This window comes from Aquimarina sp. 2-A2 (assembly GCF_045505135.1).
Taxonomy (GTDB): Bacteria; Bacteroidota; Bacteroidia; order Flavobacteriales; family Flavobacteriaceae; genus Aquimarina; species Aquimarina intermedia.
Genome location: NZ_JBJKFI010000009.1, coordinates 43,173 through 66,912 on the forward strand (window position 1 = coordinate 43,173; position 23,740 = coordinate 66,912).

General features: G+C 36.0%; 20 protein-coding genes. 12 read left to right on the forward strand and 8 right to left on the reverse strand.

The window, feature by feature from the left end:
• Positions 1–50: 50 nt before the first annotated feature.
• Positions 51–1,850: a translational GTPase TypA gene (typA, locus tag ACJRPK_RS16975; RefSeq protein ID WP_407141590.1), complete on the reverse strand. Its 1,800-nt coding sequence runs from the start codon at positions 1,848–1,850 to the stop codon at positions 51–53.
• A 163-nt stretch (positions 1,851–2,013) separates the two neighbouring features.
• Between typA and kdsA the strand changes: the two genes are divergently transcribed.
• The 3 genes from kdsA to ACJRPK_RS16990 all read left to right on the forward strand — a co-directional run bounded on the left by kdsA (position 2,014) and on the right by ACJRPK_RS16990 (position 4,322).
• Positions 2,014–2,832 (forward strand): 3-deoxy-8-phosphooctulonate synthase, encoded by an 819-nt coding sequence (kdsA, locus tag ACJRPK_RS16980; protein WP_148783494.1) that lies wholly within the window; start codon positions 2,014–2,016, stop codon positions 2,830–2,832.
• Between the two features lie 199 nt (positions 2,833–3,031).
• Entirely contained in the window at positions 3,032–3,811 is a 780-nt protein-coding gene (locus ACJRPK_RS16985; RefSeq protein ID WP_148783495.1) for a DUF1206 domain-containing protein, read from the forward strand.
• Between the two features lie 19 nt (positions 3,812–3,830).
• Complete coding sequence (locus ACJRPK_RS16990; RefSeq protein ID WP_407141591.1) at positions 3,831–4,322, forward strand: DUF192 domain-containing protein; 492 nt, start codon at positions 3,831–3,833, stop codon at positions 4,320–4,322.
• A 65-nt stretch (positions 4,323–4,387) separates the two neighbouring features.
• Here ACJRPK_RS16990 and secDF read toward each other — a convergent pair whose 3' ends face one another.
• The 5 genes from secDF to asnB all read right to left on the reverse strand — a co-directional run bounded on the left by secDF (position 4,388) and on the right by asnB (position 14,575).
• Positions 4,388–7,393, reverse strand: coding sequence for a protein translocase subunit SecDF (secDF, locus tag ACJRPK_RS16995; RefSeq protein WP_407141592.1), 3,006 nt, complete (start codon positions 7,391–7,393; stop codon positions 4,388–4,390).
• Positions 7,394–7,605: 212 nt separating this feature from the next.
• Positions 7,606–8,532, reverse strand: coding sequence for a malate dehydrogenase (gene mdh / locus ACJRPK_RS17000; protein WP_407141593.1), 927 nt, complete (start codon positions 8,530–8,532; stop codon positions 7,606–7,608).
• A gap of 160 nt (positions 8,533–8,692) precedes the next feature.
• A complete protein-coding gene (locus tag ACJRPK_RS17005) occupies positions 8,693–10,444 on the reverse strand; it encodes a hypothetical protein (RefSeq protein WP_407141594.1) in 1,752 nt (583 codons plus the stop codon).
• Positions 10,445–10,605: 161 nt separating this feature from the next.
• Positions 10,606–12,546: a DNA topoisomerase (ATP-hydrolyzing) subunit B gene (gyrB, locus tag ACJRPK_RS17010; protein WP_148783499.1), complete on the reverse strand. Its 1,941-nt coding sequence runs from the start codon at positions 12,544–12,546 to the stop codon at positions 10,606–10,608.
• Between the two features lie 340 nt (positions 12,547–12,886).
• Positions 12,887–14,575 (reverse strand): asparagine synthase B, encoded by a 1,689-nt coding sequence (asnB, locus tag ACJRPK_RS17015; RefSeq protein ID WP_407141595.1) that lies wholly within the window; start codon positions 14,573–14,575, stop codon positions 12,887–12,889.
• 237 nt (positions 14,576–14,812) lie between these two features.
• Here asnB and ACJRPK_RS17020 point away from each other — a divergent pair, with 237 nt between their 5' ends.
• On the forward strand, positions 14,813–15,349 hold the full coding sequence (locus tag ACJRPK_RS17020; protein ID WP_407141596.1) for a DUF2911 domain-containing protein: 537 nt from the start codon (positions 14,813–14,815) through the stop codon (positions 15,347–15,349).
• Between the two features lie 1,056 nt (positions 15,350–16,405).
• On the opposite strand, the gene ACJRPK_RS17025 is transcribed toward ACJRPK_RS17020, so the two are convergent.
• Both ACJRPK_RS17025 and ACJRPK_RS17030 read right to left on the reverse strand, forming a co-directional pair.
• Positions 16,406–17,035 (reverse strand): 7-carboxy-7-deazaguanine synthase QueE, encoded by a 630-nt coding sequence (locus tag ACJRPK_RS17025; protein ID WP_407141597.1) that lies wholly within the window; start codon positions 17,033–17,035, stop codon positions 16,406–16,408.
• A 61-nt stretch (positions 17,036–17,096) separates the two neighbouring features.
• A complete protein-coding gene (locus ACJRPK_RS17030; protein ID WP_407141598.1) occupies positions 17,097–17,552 on the reverse strand; it encodes a RidA family protein in 456 nt (151 codons plus the stop codon).
• A 109-nt stretch (positions 17,553–17,661) separates the two neighbouring features.
• On the opposite strand from ACJRPK_RS17030, the gene ACJRPK_RS17035 reads away from it, so the two are divergent.
• The 8 genes from ACJRPK_RS17035 to ACJRPK_RS17070 all read left to right on the forward strand — a co-directional run bounded on the left by ACJRPK_RS17035 (position 17,662) and on the right by ACJRPK_RS17070 (position 23,693).
• Entirely contained in the window at positions 17,662–19,191 is a 1,530-nt protein-coding gene (locus tag ACJRPK_RS17035) for a helicase HerA-like domain-containing protein (protein ID WP_407141599.1), read from the forward strand.
• 6 nt (positions 19,192–19,197) lie between these two features.
• Positions 19,198–19,767 (forward strand): hypothetical protein, encoded by a 570-nt coding sequence (locus ACJRPK_RS17040; protein ID WP_407141600.1) that lies wholly within the window; start codon positions 19,198–19,200, stop codon positions 19,765–19,767.
• Positions 19,768–19,775: 8 nt separating this feature from the next.
• The gene (locus ACJRPK_RS17045) at positions 19,776–20,144 is read left to right on the forward strand and encodes a cupin domain-containing protein (protein WP_407141601.1); all 369 of its coding nucleotides are present in this window, start codon (positions 19,776–19,778) and stop codon (positions 20,142–20,144) included.
• Complete coding sequence (locus ACJRPK_RS17050; RefSeq protein WP_407141602.1) at positions 20,137–20,979, forward strand: alpha/beta hydrolase; 843 nt, start codon at positions 20,137–20,139, stop codon at positions 20,977–20,979. The genes ACJRPK_RS17045 and ACJRPK_RS17050 overlap by 8 nt, the downstream gene beginning before the upstream one ends.
• Before the next feature lie 78 nt (positions 20,980–21,057).
• Entirely contained in the window at positions 21,058–21,918 is an 861-nt protein-coding gene (gene rluF / locus ACJRPK_RS17055) for a 23S rRNA pseudouridine(2604) synthase RluF (protein ID WP_407141603.1), read from the forward strand.
• Positions 21,919–22,019: 101 nt separating this feature from the next.
• Positions 22,020–22,265 carry a Rho termination factor N-terminal domain-containing protein gene (locus ACJRPK_RS17060; protein ID WP_407141604.1) on the forward strand — a complete coding sequence of 82 codons (246 nt, stop codon included), beginning with the start codon at positions 22,020–22,022 and terminating at the stop codon, positions 22,263–22,265.
• 9 nt (positions 22,266–22,274) lie between these two features.
• Positions 22,275–22,703: a VOC family protein gene (locus tag ACJRPK_RS17065; RefSeq protein WP_407141605.1), complete on the forward strand. Its 429-nt coding sequence runs from the start codon at positions 22,275–22,277 to the stop codon at positions 22,701–22,703.
• Between the two features lie 168 nt (positions 22,704–22,871).
• Positions 22,872–23,693: a hypothetical protein gene (locus tag ACJRPK_RS17070; protein ID WP_407141606.1), complete on the forward strand. Its 822-nt coding sequence runs from the start codon at positions 22,872–22,874 to the stop codon at positions 23,691–23,693.
• Positions 23,694–23,740 lie beyond the last annotated feature (47 nt).

Consider the following 23,740-nt stretch of genomic DNA (forward strand, 5'->3'; position numbering starts at 1 on the left):
CCCGAGCAAAACTCGGGATTTTTTAATTATTGGAATGCGATTAAGACTGATTATACAATCTTATTACGCTTACGTTCAGTTTCAGTTAAATAAATTTTACGTAACCTCAAATGGTTTGGAGTTACTTCTACATATTCATCCTTTTGAATATATTCTAAAGCTTCTTCCAGAGAAAACTTAATTGCCGGAACAATTTTAGCTTTATCATCAGCTCCAGAAGAACGTACATTACTTAGCTTTTTAGTTTTTGTAATATTTACAGCCATATCATCACCACGAGAGTTCTCTCCGATTACCTGACCTTCGTAAATATCTTCTCCCGGATCAACGAAGAACTTACCTCTATCCTGTAGCTTATCGATTGAGTAAGGAATAGCCGAACCTTTTTCCATAGAAACTAATGAACCATTGATACGTCCGGGAATATCACCTTTAAGTGGTTGATATTCTTTAAAACGGTGTGCCATGATAGCTTCCCCTGCAGTAGCAGTTAGCAATTGATTACGTAGACCGATAATACCACGTGATGGTATCATAAATTCACAAACCATACGATCGCCTTTTGCTTCCATACTCAGCATCTCTCCTTTACGCATGGTAACCATCTCAACCGCCTTTCCAGAAACATTTTCAGGTAAATCGATCGTCAATTCTTCAATTGGTTCACATTTAACCCCGTCAATTTCTTTGATGATAACCTGTGGCTGACCAATCTGCAATTCATATCCTTCGCGACGCATGGTCTCAATAAGAACAGATAAATGCAATACCCCACGTCCAAAAACCATAAACTTATCCGCACTATCTGTGGTATTAACACGTAATGCCAGGTTTTTTTCTAACTCCTTAGTTAAACGATCCTTGATATGACGAGAAGTAACAAATTTACCATCTTTACCAAAGAATGGTGAATCATTAATTGTAAACAACATACTCATCGTTGGCTCATCTATAGCAATCGTTTTTAATCCCTCAGGATTCTCAACATCTGCTACAGTATCTCCAATTTCAAAACCTTCTAATCCAACTAATGCACATATATCACCCGCCTCAACACGGTCAACTTTCATTCTTCCTAACCCTTCAAAGGTATGAAGCTCTTTAATCTTAGTTTTCTTAATGGATCCATCTCGCTTAACAAGTGAGACCTGCATACCCTCTACTAAGGTACCACGTTGCAATCTTCCAATCGCTATACGCCCCGTAAACGATGAAAAGTCAAGTGATGTAATCAATAACTGCGGAGTTCCTTCTTCAACTTTCGGAGAAGGAATATGATCTATAACCATTTCCAAAAGTGGCTCGATAGAATCTGTTTCATTTTTCCAGTCTTCACTCATCCAATTGTTCTTTGCAGAACCATATACCGACGGGAAATCCAATTGCCACTCCTCTGCCCCTAATTCGAACATAAGGTCAAAAACTTTTTCATGAACCTCATCCGGAGTACAATTTTCCTTATCTACCTTATTAATTACTACACAAGGCTTCAGTCCAAGATCAATCGCCTTTTGCAATACAAAACGTGTCTGCGGCATTGGTCCTTCAAAGGCATCCACAAGTAATAACACACCATCAGCCATATTCAATACACGCTCAACCTCACCACCAAAATCGGCGTGACCAGGGGTATCAATTATATTGATTTTTGTATCCTTGTAGATTACCGATACGTTCTTAGAGGTAATTGTAATTCCTCTTTCACGTTCAAGATCATTATTATCTAGAATAAGATCTCCGGTGTTTTCGTTTTCGCGAAATAGCTGACAATGATACATTATCTTATCAACCAAGGTAGTTTTACCGTGGTCAACGTGTGCAATTATTGCGATATTTTTAATAGCTTTCATATGCGCCTTATTTTTAAGGCTGCAAATGTACAAGATATTTAGTCAGGTTTCACATAAAATGCAGGTTATTTTAATCTACTTAAAACTAGCACAATAAACCTGGTTATTATTTAAATTTAATTCTCCCCAAAACTAGTATCTTTGCAATTAAAAAAATAGCAAAATGCAGCTACAAAATATACCTAATTTAAAAGATTTGGATGCAAATAATTTCTTCCTACTCGCAGGTCCTTGCGCCATAGAAAGTGAAGATATGGCATTACGAATCGCCGAAAAAGTGGTTACCATTACCTCTAAACTTAAAATCCCTTATGTTTTTAAAGGTTCTTTTAAGAAAGCCAATCGCAGCCGAATTGACAGTTTTACAGGTATTGGAGACGAGAAAGCTTTAAAAATTTTACAAAAAGTCGGACAAACCTTTGGTGTTCCCACCGTAACAGATATTCATACAAATGAAGATGCTGTGATGGCTGCAGCTTATGTAGATATTCTACAAATTCCCGCTTTTTTAGTACGTCAAACTGATCTGGTAGTGGCGGCTGCTAAAACAGGGAAAACCGTTAATTTAAAAAAGGGTCAATTTATGAGTCCTGAAGCTATGAAGCATGCGGTAAAAAAGGTTCAGGATAGCGGTAACAGTAACGCTATGATCACAGACCGTGGCACCATGTTTGGCTATCAGGATATGATTGTTGATTTCAGAGGAATTCCGACCATGCGAGAATACGCAACCACCGTTCTTGACGTAACCCATTCGCTACAACAGCCTAATCAATCCAGTGGTGTTACCGGAGGCCGACCCGATATGATCGAAACTATTGCCAGAGCAGGAGTAGTAAATGGTGTTGATGGACTTTTTATAGAGACACACTTTGATCCGGCAAATGCAAAAAGTGATGGCGCCAATATGTTGGATCTAAAACATCTTGAAAAATTACTTACAAACCTGGTTTCTATACGACAAACTATTGTCAACTTATAAACAAAAAATAAAATACTTTAGGAAGCTGTCTGTATTCAGACAGCTTTTTTATTTTATGAAAATAAACTGGTATCATGTTAAAAATTTATCTCAAAAAGTCTTAAAAAAGATACCGCTCCGTTAAACTCAGCATAAATTATAGAGTTTCTGTTCGCTATACCAAGTACTCCATGTATTTTTAATAGAAATAATTACATTTATGGATCATAAAATTAAAAAAATAGCAAAAGTTGGCTTTGGTGCAAAGGGACTCGTGTATGCACTAACAGGGATACTTACCCTGCTTGCAGCGTTTAATGCAGGAGGCCAAAAGGCAGGAAAACTTCAAGTCATCGAATTTTTGGAACAACAGTCCTTTGGCAAAATTATTCTAGCAGTTCTGGGCTTAGGACTTTTTTGTTACGCCTTTTGGCGCTTTATACAAAGTATAAAAAACCCTGAAGGAATTAATGAGGATGCAAAAGGTAGTATTAAAAGAGTTGGCTTTTTTATAAGTGGCATAGTATATACCGGACTTGGCGGATTTGCTTTATGGGAAATTTTTAATGAATCAAGTAGTTCCGGAACTTCAAAAAATGGTATACTTAGTTCAGAATATGGTCAATACATTCTTATTGTAATCGGAGCAGCGATGGGTATTAAGGCTGCATATCAATTTATTAAAGCCATTAAGGGTGATTTTCTTGATCAATTTGATCTTAGATCTATTACTGATCCTAAAAGAAGAAAATTCATTAAGAACATGGGGTATGCCGGATTAGTGTCTAGAGGGATCGTGATCTCTATAATAGCATATTTCTTCCTACGGGCAGGTTTGGGTGCGTTTAATAGTGCTACCACCGTTAAAGGAACCTCTGATGCCTTTTCATTCATTCAGCAAAACAGCAGCGGCCCATGGCTTTTAGGATTAGTCTCAGCTGGTTTGATCTGCTACGGAATTTATATGTTCAGTAAAATAAAATACAGAAAATTTAAATAACTACTATCTATATTTCTACATGAAAACAACTTCAAAACTCCTCGGCTGCCTCGCAATTTTATTCGCATCTCAGGCATGTCAAGACAAAAAAAACAATACTATAAAAGATAGCATTACCGAAGAGATATCTTTTACAAAAGAAGGAGAATTACAGCTTTTACGTGATAATGATACATTGAAACAACTTTCTATAGAAATTGCAGACAATCCTTACGAACGCGAAACCGGACTCATGTACAGAAAAACTATGGAGCAAAATCAAGGAATGCTTTTTATATCTGAAGAAAGTAAGCCCCAGAACTTCTACATGAAGAATACATTAATTCCCCTGGATATTATTTACATCGATGAAAATCAAAAAATAGTAAGTTTCCAACGTAATGCTAAGCCAAATGACGAAACTTCCTTACCCTCGGGATTACCTGCCAAATACATATTAGAAGTCAATGCAGGCTTGTCTAAAAAATGGAATTTAAAAGAAGGAGATTCCATTAGTTTCAAAAAGTTATAGCGCACAAAAATCAAAAGCCCGTTATGAGAATTCATAACGGGCTTTTTTATACTTGATAAAAAGAATTAAGCGGTTACTTCTTCCTTTTTAACCTTTGTTTTGAGTCCTACTTTTTTAACCGTATCATACATCACCGGCGTTGCTATAAACAATGATGAGTACGTACCTACAAGCACACCTATAATCAAAGAGAACATAAATCCTCTAAGAGGCGCAGCAAAGATAAAAATTGCACCTAACACAAGTAATGTTGTTAAAGACGTATTCAATGTACGACTCAACGTACTGTTTAAAGCTGCATTCACGTTCTTAGCCAATGGCCAATTAGTATGCTCACCGAAAAATTCTCTAATTCTATCAAAAACTACTACGGTATCATTTAAAGAATACCCAATAACTGTAAGAATTGCAGCTATAAATGCCTGATCTATTTCCATATTAAAAGGCATAAACTTCCATGTAAGTGAGAAAACACCTAGTACCAGCAACACATCATGAAATACTGCAGCTACAGCACCTAAACTAAACTGCCATCTTCTAAATCGTAATAGAATGTATAAGAACACTACTATTAAAGATCCTAAGACAGACCAAAAAGCCGCTTGTTTAATATCATCGGCAATCGTTGGTCCTACTTTCATAGAAGACATGATACCTATCTGCTTATCCTCATCACCATTCGCAAATTCGTCATATGATATATCGCCTCCTAAGTATGGCTGAAGTGTAGTGTATAATTTATTCGCTATTTCAGCGTCAACAGCTTCACCTGTTTCATTTACTTTATACTTCGTAGTAATCTTTAACTGATTGTTTGCACCCAGTGTTTTAGCCTGCGCACTTCCAAATACTCCTGTTAATTCATTTTCAATTTCGGTCGGAGCAACATCTTTTGCAAAACGAACCGTATAACTACGTCCTCCAACAAAATCCACACCTTGATCCAAACCTTGCGTAAACAATGATCCTAATCCGACAACAATAACTACTCCAGAAATTATATAAGCAATCTTTCTTTTTCCTAAGAAATCTACATTGATGTTACTAAATAGGTTTTTGGTCATTCCGGTAGAGAAAGCTAATTCTTTTCCGTTTTTACCATATCCATCAATAAATAGTCTTGTGATAAAAATAGCTGTAAATAAAGAAGTCAAAATACCTATTAATAAGGTCGTCGCAAAACCTTTGATAGGCCCTGTTCCAAAAAACAATAGAATCAAACCTGTAAGACCTGTGGTAATGTTTGCATCCAAAATAGATGACAAGGCATTATTGAAACCATCTTTGATAGCGTCTACCTGAGATTTTCCTTTAGCAAGCTCTTCCTTTATACGCTCAAAAATAAGCACGTTTGCATCTACCGACATACCAATCGTTAAAACAATACCAGCAATACCAGGCAATGTTAACACAGCTTTCAACCCTGCTAATACTCCAAATATGAACAAAATGTTCACAACCAAAGCAACATCAGCAAAAATACCCGCTTTACCATAATAGAATACCATCCATACCAGAATGAGTACCAGTGCAATAGCAAAAGACATAATTCCGCTATCAATAGCCTCCTGACCTAAAGATGGTCCAACCACTTCACTTTGAATAATATCTGCAGAAGCAGGTAATTTACCAGCTCTTAAAACGTTCGCTAAATCTTGTCCTTCTTCGATAGAAAAATTACCTGTGATTTCACTACGTCCACCACTAATTGGCCCCGTTGAAACCCCGGGTGCAGAATACACCACATTATCAAGAACTATCGCAATTTGACTACGGTTTGTTGAAGCACGTCCGGTCATCTCTTCCCATGCCTTAGCTCCTTTTCCATCCATCTGCATGGTAACAGTTACCTGACCAACTTGATTGTATTCTTGTCTTGCATCTGTTATAACACCACCACTTAATTCCGGCTCATTATTACGATTCCCTTTTATTGCATATAAATCTACAAAGTCTGAATCTTTTACCGGTTTACCCCAGGCAAAACGAACATAACGTTGCTCCGGTGATAACAATGCTCTAACCTTTGGGTCATTTAAATAAGATTCAAACTCTTCAACGTCGTTCTTATTTACTGAAAGAATTACAGGGCCACCTTGTCCACCTTGGTTAGCTATTAAATCAAAAATTGGGTTTACTTGCGCATCAAGATCTGTTGAATCTTCTGCATCTGCGAGTAAATCGTCAATGGCAGCATCTTCATCTGTTTTTGTAGAATCCACCTGCGCAGCATCTACCTCTGTAGCTTCTTCAGATGTCGTAGCTTCCTTTTTCTCCATTTCCTCTTTTAGCAATGTATTTGCTGCAAAAATGAAAGGGAAAATTTCTTCTGCCTTGTAAACGTCCCAAAACTCTAATTGTGCTGTACTTTGTAGTAATTTCTTAACACGATCAACATCCTTTGCTCCAGGTAACTCCACCAGAATACGACCTGTTTCTCCTAAACGCTGAATATTTGGTTGTGTAACTCCAAATTTATCAATACGCTTACGTAATACCTCGAATGCCGAAGTTATAGACTCATCGATCTTACGCGTAAGCACTGGCTTTACCTGATCATTGGTCATATCAAAACTGATATCGTCACTCAAATTTTTATTTGCAAAAATATCCGGAGATGCAAGTTTAGCATCCGGAATCTTCTCAAACTCAGTAAAGAAATCTTCGATATAACTATTCTGACTATTTTTTTGTAATTCATCAGTAGCTAATAGTGCTTGATTAAAAGCTGGGTCTTTTGAATTATTTGATAATCCCTTCAGAATATCTTTAACAGAAATTTGAAGAATTACATTAATCCCCCCTTTAAGGTCAAGACCTTTGTTAAGCTCTTTATCTTTAGCATCATTATACGTAATCCCGGCAAAGATTGGATCCTTACCTATAGAATCTAAATAATTACGCTCTGCCATTTCTCTAAGTTTGGAAGCATCCTCTCCCGGAAACTTTTGCTGCGCATAATTCTCAGCTTCTTTTTCTTTGGTGTAGGTTAAATACGTATACGACAACTGGTAAATACATACCAATCCGAATAAAATCGCAAATACTCTAACAAGTCCTTTGTTCTGCATTATTCTAAAATTTATTGGTCATTTTTATAAAACGGACAAATATAGGATTTCAAAAAACATTTGCCAACCCTCAATGCCTGATTTTTAGGCGAAGTTATATATTTGAAACTAAAACGCTGAAAATTAATAATTTCTATGATTTTAATATAGCTTTTAACCAAAAAAGATCGCTTTAAAGCGATCTTTTTCTGTGTAAATTTACTAGTATTCTGTTAAAGTTCTAATAAACTGTTTGTTTTTTTAACTCCTTCTGCACTATCAGCTAACTTTGTTTTTTCAGCCTCAGAAAGTTTAATCTCAACAATTTTCTCTACTCCGTTTTTACCTAAAACAACTGGCGCTCCAATACACAAATCATTAAGCCCATACTCTCCTTCTAACAAAACAGAACATGGAAATATTTTCTTTTGATCACATGCAATAGCCTGAACTAGTGCAGAAACAGCAGCTCCAGGCGCATACCATGCTGACGTCCCCAATAATTTAGTCAAAGTAGCACCACCCACCTTAGTATCTTCTGCTACTTGATTAAGACGCTCCTCAGAAATAAACTCTGATACCGGCACACTGTTTCTAGTAGCCAATCGAGTTAAAGGCACCATTCCTTTATCACTATGTCCACCGATCACCATACCATCAACATCAGAAATTGGAGCTTCTAATGCCTCAGCAAGTCTGTACTTAAAACGCGCACTGTCTAACGCCCCGCCCATACCAATGATTCTGTGCTTTGGTAAATTCGTAGTCTTATGTACCAAATACGTCATAGTATCCATAGGATTACTTACCACGATAATGATAGTATTGGGAGAATGCTCTATTAAATTACTTGAAACCGTTTTTACAATTCCCGCGTTGATCCCAATCAACTCTTCACGAGTCATACCAGGTTTACGTGGAATTCCAGAAGTAATTACCACCACTTCACTGTTTGCAGTTTTGGTGTAATCATTAGTACTTCCGGTTACTTTTGTATCAAATCCATTTAATGAAGCAGTTTGCATTAAATCCATCGCCTTACCTTCAGCATAGCCTTCTTTGATATCCAACAATACAACTTCTGAGGCAAAATCTTTGATCGCGATGTATTCAGCACAACTTGCACCTACTGCACCAGCTCCTACTACGGTTACTTTCATTATATATTTAAATTTAATTAATAGAATGTTATTTGACTGAAATTTTCAGCACTCCTGCGAAAATACAAATTATTACAAGATTAGAATCTAAATTACTCACTAGATTTAACTAAAAAAGGTTGCCTTACGACAACCTTTTTTTTAAAATAAGCATGTTAGTTTATTCCGATCTACAATTTGTATACTCATCAACAAAAATCAGTAAATCTTCTTCATTATTATTAAACTCTCCTCCTAATATTCTGTCAGAAATATCATCACAATCTCCAAAAAGTTTCACAAGTTTTTTATCAAAATTCATAACAAAACCAGGAGATGACGTGGAATATCCTTTATCCACTCCCGTCTTTTTGAGTACAAATTCTTTACCATGACTATATAATGCAATATACTCTGATTTGTACAATAACAAGACAAATTTATTATGAGCACCAGCTAAAGCCATTTTGCCTATATCCAGGCCATCATTACCACCCATACCGCCTTCTTTAAACTTGACGCTTTCATAAATATCTTCTCCAATAACAAGTTTATCACTTTTTTTGGCCGAGAAAGTTTTAATTCTTTTTTTGCCTTTACTATTAACCACAATTAGCTTGACAGACTCCCCCATTCCACTATCAAAATCCAAACTCATGATACCTCCTGACGAACGATGTTTTTCGCCGCTTTTTATCTGAACTTTTCCGGCAATGGAGTCATTATCTTTTGTGATAACATATCCATCCCTGTATCCGTCGTTTTCTAAATTTTTATTTTTTCTAATAATTTCATTGGTTTTCCCAAAACTTACCTCCGCATAATTTCTGTAAGGTTTCCCATCAGCATCATGATGCAAAGAAAACAGCTCTTTTCTCGACTGTCCCATATTGATAACTCCTGGCAAAAACTTCTCCTTGTAATTTATATCCTCACTGTAACCATAAAACTCTAACGCAAGATCATATTCGTTCAGCACCGTATACGCCCCAACTATATTTGCAAGCAAAGCCCATTTTATTTTTTTTTCTTTACTATCACTTTCATCATACTTCGCTTGTTCTGCATTCCAAAAGTTAATCTTCTCCATCAGCATTTCACGTAGTTTATCATTATAACCTTCGCTATCAGCTAGTTTCTCAAATTCTTCTATAGCGTCAATACTTTGATTAACAGCTTCTACATCATACCCTTTTTTCTTTCCAATTTTGTAGAAAACACCTTTATTGGATTGTTCTCTATAAAAATCCAGCTTTTCTTTAGCAAACGTAGCAACCCTATAGAGATATTGATTATACCTCTCTTGAGCCTTTGTGAAATACGAGCGTTGATTAGCTACAAGTTCGTCAAACATAGCCTTAACAGCTACTCTTCTATCTGTAATAGGAGCTTTATCCTTTACCATGACTTCTCCGATAAGTAATTCCTCATCTATAACCTTGGTGAAAATATTGTTCTTATTCTTGTCTAAAACAGTCAACTTTACAGGAGAATTAAATATCAAAGCTCCTTTATAGCGTGGTTCCTCATCACTATCCTGACCTTTTAGTTTTTTAGCTGTAATCAAAAATTCAAACTTATCCGTTCCTAATATAAACTTCAAATCCGCTTCTGCATCTTTGTCCATATTGTAACGGAACGCATTCAAGTTAAAATAGTTTTCTAAACTATTAGCAATCAGTTTTGATTTCTCAAAATTTAAAGTTTGATCGTATTCATCATAAACTTCATCATCAATACGTAAAGAAAGCTTCTCTACATTTTCTGCATCATCTAACTTATCAACAGCATAGGTTTTGAATGACGGATCCACTGCTAAACTTGGAAAATGCCATTGATGGAAATAAACAACACGCTGCTTAGCTCGCTGCGCATTTATAATAGTACATCCAAAAAGTAAGAAGACTAATAAGTAGGTATTTTTATTTATCATAATATATTTAGTTAGCCTGCAAACAAACGGTTTTGTAATTAAATTAACAAATTTTTAACAAAAAACCCGTAATCAATCGATCACGGGTTTTTTTAATATTGTCAATTTAAATAGATCAATCTTAATGTATAAAAGGTATACTATTAAACCTATTTTTCACCTTAAGCATCAATATTTGCATATACAGCGTTTTTTTCTATAAACTCTCTTCGTGGCGGAACCTCATCCCCCATTAACATTGAGAAGATACGATCTGCTTCAGCAAGGCTGTCTATCGTAACTTGACGCATAGTCCTATATTCCGGATTCATTGTAGTATCCCATAATTGCTCTGCGTTCATTTCTCCAAGACCCTTATAACGTTGGATTTTGGCATTATCTCCATACTCCTTGACAATCGCATCTCGCTGATCATCGTTCCATGCATATTGCTTTTTAGCTCCTTTCTTAACCAAATATAATGGCGGTGCCGCAATGTAAATATGACCGGCTTCGATCAATTCTTTCATATAACGGAAAAAGAATGTAAGAATTAAAGTAGAAATGTGACTACCATCGACATCGGCATCACACATAATTACTACTTTATGATAGCGCAGCTTTGATAAATTCAGCGCCTTACTATCTTCTTCTGTTCCAATAGTCACCCCTAAGGCTGTAAAGATGTTCTTGATTTCTTCATTTTCAAAAACCTTGTGATGCATCGCCTTTTCTACATTCAAAATCTTACCACGCAACGGTAATATTGCTTGGAAATTACGATCTCTACCTTGCTTAGCTGTTCCACCTGCCGAATCTCCCTCGACTAAAAATACCTCGCACAATGCAGGATCCTGCTCAGAACAATCTGAAAGCTTACCAGGTAGGCCTCCAATACTCATTACCGATTTACGCTGTACCATCTCACGCGCTTTTTTGGCTGCGTGACGAGCTTGGGCCGCAAGAATAACTTTTTCAACTATTATTTTAGCATCGTTTGGATTTTCTTCCAAATAATTCTCCAGCATCTCAGAAACCGCCTGAGAAACAGCGGAGGTTACCTCTCTATTTCCTAATTTAGTTTTGGTCTGACCTTCAAATTGAGGTTCTTGGACTTTTACCGAAACAATTGCCGTTAGACCTTCTCTAAAATCATCACCAGCGATTTCAAACTTCAGTTTATCTAACATACCTGAAGCATCTGCATATTTCTTTAAGGTTGAAGTCAATCCTCTTCTAAAACCTGAAAGATGCGTTCCTCCTTCATGTGTATTAATATTGTTTACATAGGAATGTAAATTTTCCGCATACGAATCATTATATATCATCGCCACTTCTACCGGAATGTCATTCTTTTCACCCTCCATAGAAATTACATCTCCGATGATAGGTGTTCGACTAGCATCCAAAAAGCGTATAAATTCTTTTAATCCTTCTTCAGAATGGAAAACTTCAGATACATTTTCACCTTTTTCATCCTGATGACGCTTGTCGGTAAGTGTAATCTTTATTCCCTTATTTAAATATGCCAGCTCCCGCATTCTGCTTGCCAACGTATCATAATTATATTCCAGCGTCTGTTGAAATATTGTTGGATCTGGTCTAAAAGTTACTTCAGTACCTCTAAAATCAGTATCACCGGTAGATTTTACCGGATACAATGGTTTTCCTTTCTCATATTCCTGTTCCCATACCTTACCTTCTCTATGCACATACGCATGCAAATGTGCTGATAAAGCATTCACACAAGATACTCCAACCCCATGTAGTCCACCGGAGACTTTATAAGAATCTTTATCAAACTTACCTCCCGCTCCAATTTTGGTCATAACAACCTCTAGTGCAGAAACGCCTTCTTTTTTATGAATCTCCACCGGAATACCACGACCATTATCTCTAGTGGTTACAGAATTATCTTCATTGATAGTTACTTCGATAGTATCACAATGCCCAGCTAGTGCCTCATCAATTGAATTATCTACTACTTCATAAACTAGATGGTGCAAACCTCTAACACCCACATCTCCTATATACATAGATGGACGCATTCTTACATGCTCCATTCCTTCTAATGCCTGAATACTGTCGGCAGAATATTGATCCTTTTTTCCTTCTTCGCTCATAAAACTGTGCTGTTTAATGTAAGTTTTTTGCTTAACAAGCAAATATAAAAAATCGTATCCAAGTGCAAAGGAATTGTTAAGGATTGATTTAAAGAGTTATCAACAATTTATTTGCTTTTTAATTCAAAAAGACCACAGATCACCCAAGATGGCTTAAAACATCTATTATTGGCCTTAAATTCAATTTTCGATTGTTTGAAGTATTTTTAAAAATAGTTAATACTTGAAAAAATGCGATACAAGTCTCCAAAATCATTCGAAAACTGTAATATAATAATGAGCCCTTACAACTGACGTTATAAGGACTCTCTTTTTTAAGCATATTTAAGGCTATGATTTTTTAAATGGTTACTATTTCTTTCTTTTGATATCCTTCTTCATGAACAGAAGACACAGCTCGACCTGATGGATCATTCATATTTCTAAAAGATTCATCCCACGCAAGTGCTACCGGAGAACTACAAGCTACCGAGGGAACGGATGGAACACATAATGCCGCTGCATCAGATGGAAAATGTTCGGCAAAAATGCTTCGATAATAAAATTCTTCTTTTGAGGTAGGTGTCTGAATTGGAAATTTAAATTTCGCATTAGCCAATTGATCATCACTAATCTCTTGCTCAACAATCGCTTTTAACGTGTCTATCCAATCATATCCTACACCATCAGAAAATTGCTCTTTTTGACGCCAGGCAACGCTTTCGGGTAAATACGATTCAAATGCTTTACGTACTACCCATTTTTCCATTCGCTCCCCATTGATCATTTTATCCTGAGGATTGATACGCATAGCCACATCCATAAACTCTTTATCCAAAAAAGGAACTCTCCCCTCGATCCCCCAGGCTGCTAAGGATTTATTTGCACGCAAACAATCGTACATATGTAGTTTATCAAGTTTACGTACAGTTTCTTCATGAAAATCTTTGGCTGTAGGGGCTTTATGAAAATACAAATACCCTCCAAATAGTTCGTCGGCGCCCTCACCTGATAAGACCATTTTTACCCCCATTGATTTTATCACCCGAGCCATCAGATACATGGGCGTTGAGGCGCGAATAGTAGTGATGTCATAAGTTTCCAGATTGTAGATAACATCTCTAATAGCATCTAATCCTTCTTGGATGGTAAACTTTATTTCGTGATGAACTGTTCCAATATGATCTGCGACCTTTTGTGCGGCGGCCAGATCCGGTGATCCTTCTAATCCAACAGAAAATGAATGTAATTGTGGCCACCATGCCTGATCCATATCACCGGACTCAATTCGTTTTTCTGAATATTTTTTGGCAATAGCCGAGGTAACCGAAGAATCCAATCCGCCAGATAACAAAACTCCATAGGGCACATCTGACATTAATTGACGATGTACAGCTGCTTCTAATGCGTCACGAACTTCATCTATGCTGGTCTGATTATCTTTTACCGCTTCAAAATCCATCCAGTCACGTGTATACCATTGTGTCAATTCGCCTGTACCGCTATGTAAATAGTGTCCCGGAGGAAACAATTCAATTTTTGTACACACACCCTCCAACGCTTTTAATTCTGATGCAACATAAAACGTTCCATTTTCATCCCAGCCCATGTAAAGTGGGATAATCCCCATATGATCCCTGGCAATAAAGTATTCATTACGTTCTACATCGTACAAAGCAAATCCAAAAATTCCATTAAGTTGGTCTAAAAAAGCAGTTCCCTGTTCTTTATACAGCGCTAAAATGATCTCACAATCTGAGGCTGTTTGAAATTCATACGCTTGTTTGAGCTTGGCTCGTAACTCTTTGTGGTTATAAATCTCACCATTTGCAGCGAGCACAACTTTTTTATCCTTATCAAATAACGGCTGTTTCCCTGATGCGGGGTCGACGATTGCCAAACGTTCGTGTGCCATAATCGCATCGTTATTCGAAAAAATTCCGCTCCAATCAGGTCCGCGATGTCTAATCTTTTTTGACATCTCCAATAATTGTGGACGTAGTATTTCACTATCCTGTTTTAATTCAAAAGCACAAACAATTCCGCACATAATATTTTATTTACTAATAATTATGAAGCAAATATTCATTAAAAATTGTTTATTGTAAATAGAATACATATTTATAGTTTTAATAAAGAATTAAAAACCCCATTTTAATACAAAAAGAAAACTTTTTATGTCGGATCATAGTTTTTTACTTATAAGCTATAAGTTTCCTATATTTATACAGACAATGTAAGGTACCTATTAAATAAACGTCCATTAATTAAATTAAAAACACATATCATGAAAAAAACATTCTTCTTAACAATTGTACTTTGCCTAGGGGCCTTAGTAAATAGTACAGCTCAAAAATTCGCGGGATTACAAAAAAGCCCAACTGATATTGTATACGCATCTCCAGAAAAAAATGCTAAACCCGATATAAAGGTAATTTATAGTCGTCCGCAGAAAAAGGACCGTGAAATTTTTGGCAAGCTTGTTCCTTTTGATAAAGTTTGGAGAACAGGTGCAGACGAAGCAACTGAAATTAAATTATTCAAAGATTTCAAAATGGGAGATACTATGATAAAAGCTGGTACATACTCTTTATTCACTATTCCCGGAAAAGATAATTGGGAGATTATTTTAAACTCTGATTTAGATAGCTGGGGAGCTTATACTTATGATAAGACTAAGGACGCAGCAAGGATTACTGTTCCTGTTACTACAGATCAAGAAGCATTGGAAGCTTTTTCAATTGCTTTCAAAAAAGTTGACAAGGGCTATCATATGGTTTTAGGATGGGATACGACGCGTGTAGAAGTTCCTTTTTATAATTAAGAGCTATTAGATAAACAATAAAAAAGCACCCTAGTGTCAATAAATACACTAGGGTGCTTTTTTTGCTTATCACAAAAACATAATCTAAATGTTGTTATCTGTGAATTGCATGACTCGTCGCTCCAGGAAGTTCCTTAAGGAAATTCATGACGATGGTAAATGTTAATTTGAATTTAGTGTAAAATAGCCCCATAATTAGATTTTAAAATGTTACGTTAAGTACTCGTTTTGAAAATTATTAGTAAAGTTTTTTGTGTTATCCTGTAAGATATAACCTCTTATTAAAAAAAAGCCAATAGTTATCTATGTATTGCATTACTGCAAGCTGCCGGCAATTGTTTCAAAAAATTTCTCAAAGCAGTTATATCCACAACTAATATTCCGTAAAAAATTTTCATAATGTTTTGATTTATAATTTGTTATTCAAAGATAATTCAGAACACCTAAAATATAAAGCGTTTTAACAGGCAGAGCACAACTTTTAGATACAGTTCTAATAATACTCGACGAACTCCCAATTCTTTTACGAAATACTACAAAAATTACTTAATTTACTTACAAAAAAGTTAAGAAATGAAGGGGAAAAAGCCCCTATTTTGTAAGTTTATGATTCCAATCAAAAACAAAAAAGACTACTAAAACTATCAAAAACGACAGATAAAGTAGTCCTACGAGAAATCATCTTAACAATTACCCTTTCCTATTAAGGCTTCAAAATCTATTTGCGCATCGCATAACTCGATGCTCGGGGCAAGCCCTTAATAAATTTCAAAATACCTCTAAAATTAAGCCCAAAATGTGTAAAAAAATATCGCATAACAAACTGATTATAAATTAACTGCAATAAGTTAAGCACATTTTTTAAGGAAGTCAAGCAATTTACCCAACTTAAAGCATTTTTAGATATACCACTCAAAAAGAACGATTATATCACCAGAAAAACAGAAAATAAATAATATGATGGCGAGTGTATTCTTACACTTTACGCAAGTTTTTGACAAAAAACTACATAAAAAAGCGTTAAAAAATTAACATTCAAGTAAAATATCCTATTAACTACGGAATGTTAAGATACTTATGCGTTTGTAAAGAAACCTTCCATTGTGGATTTTTCATAACAAAATCAACGATCATAGGAATCATTTTTTCACGTACACTCCATTCTGGTTGCAAATACAGAATACAATCATCTGAAACTTTGGAGGCTTGCTCTTGCGCAAACGCAAAATCACTCTTATTAAATACGATGCATTTTAATTCGTGCGCTTTACCGTAAATCTCCTGAGTAGGAAGTTTCATTTTTTTCGGCGAAAGACATATCCAATCCCACTCACCTGTTAGTTTATAAGCTCCAGAGGTTTCAATATGTGTTTTGGCTCCGCTTGCGCGTAAACCTTTAGTCAACTCAGTCATATCCCACGTTAATGGTTCACCCCCCGTAACCACCACAACATTACTATGTTTGAGCGCATTAGAAATTATAATATCTGTAGAGGTTGGAGGGTGTAGCGCTGCATTCCAGCTCTCTTTAACATCACACCAGTGACAGCCTACATCACAGCCCCCAATACGAACAAAATAAGCAGCAGTTCCCTTGTGATAACCCTCTCCTTGTATTGTGTAGAATTCCTCCATCAATGGGAGCATTTCCCCTTTATCAACCAATTTTTGTACTCTCTCTTGCATAAGTTTGCAAAGGTACGTAAGAATAAAGAAATATTACACTAAAAGTAACGAATAGAAATATTTACATTTTTGCTACAACACACTCAATTTCAATTTGTGCTCCGAGTGCCAAATTTGCAACTGCAAAAGTTGTCCTGGCCGGTTTTTGAGGGAAATATTGTTTGTAAATCTCATTCATCGTCTTAAAGTCATCTATGTTTTTAAGTATCACTGTACATTTTACCACTTGATTCATACTCAACTGATGATGTGTTAATACAGCCTTTATATTTTCTAAAGTTTGCTTCATTTCTGCCTCGATTCCCCCATCCACCAATTGACGCGTTGTATGATCTAATCCTATTTGACCCGATAAAAAATACAGCTTACCAACTTCAACGATATCAGAAAACGGGGCCTGTTCTTTTTTTAATTCATGTGTTTTATGAAATATAATTTGTTGTCCTTCTTCTTGTGCATAAGAACTCCAAACACTCCCACTTATAAAAACTACTAAGAAAAAATATAATCGTTTCATATTTCTGTTGTTTTTAAAAAAATACCACTAACTGCTACTGGATTAAAATTAATCTTTAATTTCGATAGAAGAACTAAGATGCCTATTTTTATCAAAATTTAAATCCATTATGAGTAACAAAGCGTCATTTCTTGAACACATAAATAAAGGGTATACCACCAAGGGTGAGTATATAACACTAGGAGCAGCAATGTATGAAGGAAATACCGAAGGAGAAGCTCACGTAAAGATTCCGTTGAAGACCTTAAACCGACACGGATTAATCGCGGGTGCTACTGGTACCGGAAAAACAAAAACGCTACAAGTACTCGCAGAGAATTTGAGTGAACAAGGAATCCCTGTGTTTTTGATGGATATTAAAGGGGATCTCAGTGGCATAGCTGCACCAAGTCCCGGACACATAAAAATTGACCAACGTCACGACCAGATAAATATTCCTTTTGAAGCCAAAAAATTTCCCGTAGAAATTCTATCTCTCTCAGAGCAGGAAGGCGTTCGTCTTAAGGCTACAGTTAGTGAATTTGGTCCTGTTTTACTATCTCGAATTTTGGATGTAACAGAGACTCAAGCAGGTATAATGTCTATCATCTTTAAGTACTGCGATGACAATCACCTTCCATTACTGGATCTTAAAGATCTAAAAAAGGTACTCCAATTTTCTACCAGAGAAGGCAAGGAAGCATTAGAAAAAGATTATGGCCGAATCTCGACAGCATCAACCGGAGCGATTTTACGTAAAATTGTAGCATTGGAACAACAAGGAGCAGATTTGTTTTTTGGAGAACGCTCTTTTGATGTACAAGATTTATGTCGGGTGGATGATGATGGCAGAGGTTATATCAACATTATGCGATTAACTGATATACAGGATCGTCCCAAACTTTTTTCAACATTCATGTTAAGCCTCTTAGCTGAAATCTATAGTACATTCCCCGAGCAAGGAGATTCTGGCCGACCTGAGCTTATTATCTTTTTAGATGAAGCACATTTGATATTCAAGGAAGCATCGAATGCATTGATGGATCAAATAGAAAGTATCGTAAAACTGATACGCTCCAAAGGTGTTGGGCTATATTTTGTTACTCAAAATCCAACCGATGTACCCGAAGGTGTTTTAGGTCAGTTAGGTTTAAAAGTTCAGCATGCATTAAGAGCTTTTACTGCAAAAGATCGTAAGGCTATTAAAATGACTGCCGAGAATTATCCTATATCCGAATTTTATGACACCAAAGAGATCTTAACCTCTTTAGGTATAGGTGAAGCTTTGGTTTCTGCACTTGATGAGAAAGGACGACCTACGCCCTTAGCGGCTACTATGTTGCGTGCGCCTATGAGCAGAATGGATATACTTACTCCTACTGAACTTGACAAACTAATTTCAACATCAAAGCTTACTAAAAAGTACAATGAAACTATCGATAGAGAAAGTGCCTATGAAATTCTATCAGAAAAAATTGCTTTAGCTGAAGCCGAAGAAGCAAAAACGGCCGCAAAGAAAGAACGAAAAAAATTAGAAAAGACTGCCTCCAGATCTTCTTCATCTAAGACGAGTGCGACAGAAAAAGCAGTCATCAAAGTACTTACCAGTGCTACCTTTATCAGAGGTGCCCTTGGTGTTCTTAATAAACTTTTAAAATAGAATCACATGCTATCTACAAGAATTTTGATACTAATTAGCTGTATATTCCTTTGGGGATGTAGTAGCTCAGAACAAACTAACCCATTTAATTTTGGAAAAAACAAGGTAGGAAAATTGACCCCTCAGACTTCAATTAGTGCGATAGATTCGTTATACAAAAATGATTCTATTGTAAACAGAAATCATACCAATGCGCTCCTATCCAACACTAATGAAATTGAGATTTATGACTCATCAGGCAAAAAATTGTTAATTATTGAACCTAGCACTGATGACACTAACAGTGCAATGATTAAAAGCATTCAGATTATTGATCCTCGATATTCAACTGAAGAAGGTATTTCAATTAACAGTACATTTAAGGATGTAAGGGAAACCTTTCCTATTTCAAAAATCAACAATACGTTGAGTACTGCTGTTGTTTTTGTCGATAGTTTGAACGCCTATATTACCATTGACAAAAAATTCTTACCCACTAATTATAAAAATAATACCGACATAAAGATTGAAGCCAATGTAATCCCCGATTCAGCTACAATCAAACATTTTTGGATTCAGTGGAACCCTGTTAAATAAGAAAAATTATGAACAAGAAATTCACGATACAACGAACACCTTTTACTGTTCCCACCGACGATGGCAAGGTTATCAAAGAACATTTTGGTGAGGCTACCAATCAAAATAGCGACCTTAGTATAGCCCATATGATAGCACCTCCTCATTGGTCAGAACCGTTTCAAACTCCGGATTTTGACGAATACACCTTTATAATTAAAGGTAAAAAACAATTCACCATAGAGGATGAAGTGGTTATTTTGAATGCCGGTGAATCTATAAAAATTGAAAAAGGCACTAAAATACAATATGCCAATCCGTTTGATTCGCCTTGTGAATATATTTCTATATGTCGCCCTGCATTCACAATTGATAGTGTACATAGAGAAGATGAATAACAAGATTAAAGAATACATGCCGATTCTCATCGGTAAGCAATTAAAGTTACTCTTTAAAATAGCGCCAAAAAGAGCATTGCAAAAAGCATTTCTTTTGTTTTGCACGCCGCGCAAAGGTCAAGTGACACCGGATCAGATGGATTTTCTCGATGCTGCAGAAGATGAAGTAGTAGCAGTCAACGATCTTTTATTACAAACTTATCGCTGGAAAGGTAGTGAAGAAACCATCTTATTAGTTCATGGATGGGAGAGTAACACCCACCGCTGGAAAGGTCTTATACAGGTTTTGCAAAAACACAAGTACAATATCATTGCTTTTGATGCACCTGCCCACGGTTATAGCTCCGGCAACATTTTAAACGTACCCTTGTATGCCGAATGTTTACAAAAAGTTGCCGATTTATATCGCCCCAATCACATCATCGGCCACTCTGTCGGAGGTATGTGTACTGCTTTTTACCAGCATACCTATCAAAATCCTGAATTAGATAAACTCATATTACTTGCACCACCTTCAGAATTAGCTGTAATCATGAATGGTTATCAAAAAACATTACAGCTCACGGATGCTTTTATGAATGCGCTTGACTCTTATTTTAAAGCTCAATTTGGATATAGTTTTGAAGAATTTTCGATTGCAAAATTTTCTCAAAAAATAAAAAATTCCGGTTTGTTGATTCATGATAAATATGATGATATTGCACCCTATGCTGCCGCAACTGCAATAGATGCTAATTGGACAAACGGAACCTTGATGACCACGGAAAACTATGGTCACTCACTTTTTTATAATGAAGTAGATGAACGTATAGTGGATTTTCTAAACACTAAATAAAACTTTTATTTTTCCATCAAGCATCGGGTAAAACTGGTGATATCTTGCAAACTATAAATTTTATAAGCACCTTTGCATGTGGAAAATTCTAAAAACATACGGCTTAATAAATATCTTAGTGAAATAGGGTATTGTTCCCGTCGGGAAGCCGATAAATTGATTGATCAAGGTCGGGTTACTGTTAATAATAAAGTCCCTGAAATGGGAACTAAAATTACTCAGGATGACCAGGTAAAAGTAGATGGAGAACCAGTACACAAGAAAGAAGAGGATCACATCTATATAGCACTTAATAAACCGGTCGGAATTGTTTGTACTACAGCCGAACAAGAGAAAGACAATATTGTCAATTTTATTAATTACCCCAGAAGAATTTTTCCTATAGGTCGTTTAGACAAGCCAAGTGAGGGACTTATTCTTCTTACCAGTGATGGTGATATCGTCAATAAAATACTACGTGCCAGAAATAACCATGAAAAGGAATATATTGTTACAGTTGATAAACTAATTAATCCTCTTTTTATTAAAAGAATGGGTAACGGTATTCCGATCCTGGATACAATGACCCGTAAATGTGAAGTCGAGCAGTTAAGTAAATACGAATTTAGGATTGTTCTAACTCAGGGATTAAATCGTCAGATCCGTAGAATGTGTGAGTATTTGGGGTACGAAGTGATGAAACTTAAACGCGTACGAATCATGCATATCAAATTAACCACCCCAGTGGGAGCATGGCGTTATTTGACTGAAGAAGAAATGAAAGTGCTTCAGTCAGATATTAAAGCATCGGGCAAAACTGAAAAATTTTCTATAGAAAAAACACCCTCACGCGATACGCGATCAAAACAATCCCGTAAAGAGAGATTTCAGATTAAAGACAAGAAGAAAACATCACTTGACAATCCGAGACGTTCTCGCAGAGATAGACCAAAAAAATAGGTATGCTTTCTTAAAACTGTGTTAGGTAATTGCAAAAAAGTATACATTGTATTCTGAAGATTTATATTTTGCAATACGTTTACTTAATAAATTGAAGTACTATGCCTCAGAACCGTCCACGTATAAAAAATGAAGCGCAATATGAAGCGTTGAGAGATAAAGGTTATAGCCAAGAAAAAGCTGCAAGAATAGCTAATACCCCTGATTCCGGTAAAAAAGGAGGTAAAGCCAAGCCATATGAGGAGCGTACAAAAAAAGAACTCTACCAACAAGCAAAGGAGATTGGTATCTCTGGTAGATCAAAGATGGATAAAAAAGAATTAATTACTGCACTTCGTAACAACTAAACACTACCTATGAACACATTAAGCCCTTTTCATTTAGCTATACCCGTATCTGATCTCCAAGCCGCTAGGACATTCTACAGCACAACATTAGCGTTAGAAGAAGGGCGAAGTAGTGATGAATGGGTAGATTACAACTTTTTTGGTCATCAATTGGTGATTCATCACGCTGCAATAACCTCTCCTCAAAAGAGCAAAGATCACAGTGAGGTTGATGGTAAACATGTACCTGTTCCCCATTTTGGGATTGTTATGGATTGGGATCTCTGGCACAAGTTCGCAGAAGAACTTAAGAGTAAAAAAGTGAAATTCGAAATCGAACCGCATATCAGATTTCAAGGAAAAGTAGGTGAACAAGCAACAATGTTTTTTTATGATCCTTCAGGAAATGCGTTAGAGTTCAAATCATTTAAAGATACATCTCAGATTTTTGCCAAATAAATTCGAATAACGTTAACTTTTATCCGATTAAAGACAATCCTCTATCTTACTCAGCAACAGTATTTTTACTATCTTAGTCGCAGTATTTAACAACAAACTTTCTTCACTTTAGTTTAAAGAAATGTATTTGTTGTCATTTATTGTATAAACCCCTACAAAGAAAGTATTATGAAAAGGGAAATCCTTCTTTGTATAGTAATTAGTGTATGTTGTTTTAGTTGTAGCGATTCTCAAGAAGAGAATGAAGCACTATATCAAGAAATCGAAGCATTAAAATCTCAACTTGCCGAATGCCGATTATCTCCGGCCGAACTTTATATGCAAGCTAATGAGTATTACGACGGTCAACATTTGATCGAATCAAAAACAAAATTGCTTACGCTTCTAACAAAATATCCTAATGCGAATGAAAATACAAAGGCTCGATCACTTTTAAAGAGAGTTAATAAAGAAATAACTAAACAAAAAGGTCAGTTTTCTCAATTAACCGGTGAGCGTTTGGCACATACGTTGGAAGAAATGGTGAAGAAGCATGATATCCTAAGTGCTACGGATTGGTATTATGACAAGTCATTCTCTTTGGATAAAACAGAAAATTTACTTTTCGCTTATGTTGGACAGCAAAAACATGCTATCCCCAAATTACATTACGCCATAAATCATTATACAAAAAATGATTGGTTGTTCATTCAAAATATAATCATTGATGCCGACGGTAAAATTTACAATTTGGATGAACAAAAACTAGGAACATTTGAAACAAGTGAATTATCAGGAGGTATGAGAGAATGGTTTGATAAGCGGTGTTCGACAAAAGAAATTGAAATGCTTCAGGACATCGCCATGAGTTCAAAAACAAAAATTAGATATATTGGTAAACGCAGGATGGACGAACGTGTAATTTCTTCATCAGAAAAAAAATCTTTACAGCGTATTTTGGGTCTCTATGAATCTTTAGGAGGTACATTAGAAGCCCATGGTATTCCCTAAAATTTAAGGCTTGCTAACGTTAAAATTGCTGTCTTTCTACGCAATCC